At 42.1% G+C, this 1,738-nt stretch carries 1 protein-coding gene; it reads left to right on the top strand.

Annotation, left to right across the window (positions count from 1 at the left end; all coding sequences use genetic code 11):
• Positions 1–1,142: 1,142 nt before the first annotated feature.
• Positions 1,143–1,403 (top strand): hypothetical protein, encoded by a 261-nt coding sequence (locus tag A3735_RS19725; protein WP_068510940.1) that lies wholly within the window; start codon positions 1,143–1,145, stop codon positions 1,401–1,403.
• The last annotated feature ends 335 nt before the right edge of the window (positions 1,404–1,738 follow it).

Below are 1,738 nucleotides of genomic sequence, written 5' to 3'. Positions count from 1 at the left end.
CAAGATGTTTTACTTCTGAGCCTCGTTGATCTTCGCAATATGCGACTTCGGTGAACTCCTTATGGGTGTCCAATCCGACAAAAATTATGGTATTGTTTTTCATGGTGCTGGCCTCCGCTTATATGGTATGACACATATATTATGGCTCTGGCTTTGCTAACCCACGATAGGAGGTCAGCACTCTTTTGGGACGTGGGGAGTCATTATGTCTATGCCAAAAAAGCAAAAAATAGACTCCGTGGCACAAGAATTTCGGTGGTCGCAAGGCAGGGTGCAATGATGGTGGTTTCGTTAAAAGTTGGCGGTAATTGAAAGAATCAAAAATTCAGTGGCGCAAGAAAATCGGTGGTTGCAAGGCATAGTGCACGGATGGTGGTTTCGTCAAAGGTTGGCGGTAAAGCAACACAGTGCCATTCGCCAGCCTTTTTCACTGCAAAGAAAAATGGTCGTGCGGTTTGCTTACATCGGGGTTGTTTGATGGTGGCGTCACCGAAAACGTAATAAGGCGGCATCTTCGGTGGTTTCAAGAGGCATTTTATATCGGTGTAAATTGTCAGTGGCTTCGGTGAGTTTTTGGTGGTAATTTAAGCACCAGTTTTTTGTCGGTTAAAACAGTGGCCGGTTTTTTGGAAACATTAACCATGGTTGAATTTTCATATAACAATCGCCTGCATCGGACAAAGTTTCATTGTCACCTTTTGTGCAAAAACACGCACAAAAGCCGCCAATAAAACTTTGCGCGCTGAGGCGGGCGTTATGTGTATTAAGGGTAAATATGCAATTTAAAGAATTGGGTATTTCGAACAGTTTACTATGGTTCTTAATATCAATATTTTTGTTCTTTTGGCTTGGCCATCAATTCGTTGGCGTGGCAACAGATTTAGAAATACTCAATTTGAGAACAACTGATTTAATTTCATTTCATAGCAGACCTATATGGTTTTCAATGATTGTTTTAATCAAAGCGTTAGTATGGCTTCTATCAATTACGGTAATTTATAAGTATGTTCTTACGAAGCTTAAAACTAAAAACACATAACCAAGCGCTCAAACGGACTCGGCAAACTGTCACGCTTTTTGTACCAAAAAGCCCGCCAGTTCACCTCTCCGTTTAGCTTGGCGTTATGTGTCATAGAGAGAATATGGAATTCCAATCAAACACAGATTTATTCGATGCAATTGAAGGGTTGCAAGCTAGTTTAGTTTCGACTGGTAACGAACATGCAAGTAATCAAATAGCTGACGGTTTGTCTTCATTGAATGGTCTTACCGATGGTTGGGCTCAATTATTAGAATCTATAAACAATGCAAGGTGTGAATTTGGTTCTGCTTTAACTGAAGAGCAAACTAACCAAATCAACAAAATTCAGAGCGCAGTGCATAAGATTGTGTACCGTGCTTAAACACATAACCAAAAGCACCAACGGATTCCATAATATGTCGCGGTTTTTGCAAAGAAACGCAAAAAGCCCCGCCAAATTATTCCACCGTTGTGCTAGGCGTTGGTATGACTCCCCACGTCAAGAGGCCCGCACAAAATCCTGCCGGAACCTCGGCCAGAGCCTTTCTTTTTAATTAACATTCTTCCCGTTAGGGAAGCGTCAACGCATCAGATGAAGCAAGTAATTTCGACGGTGATCATGCTGGTATTCGTGGGTTGCTAACGCGACGCGTTAACCTATCCAACCTTACTTATTACGTCGTGGTGCCTGTCTTCAGTCTATGCTCGTGGATCAAT

This window comes from Oleiphilus sp. HI0061 (assembly GCF_001635675.1).
This window is presented reverse-complemented; position numbering and strand designations above follow the sequence as displayed.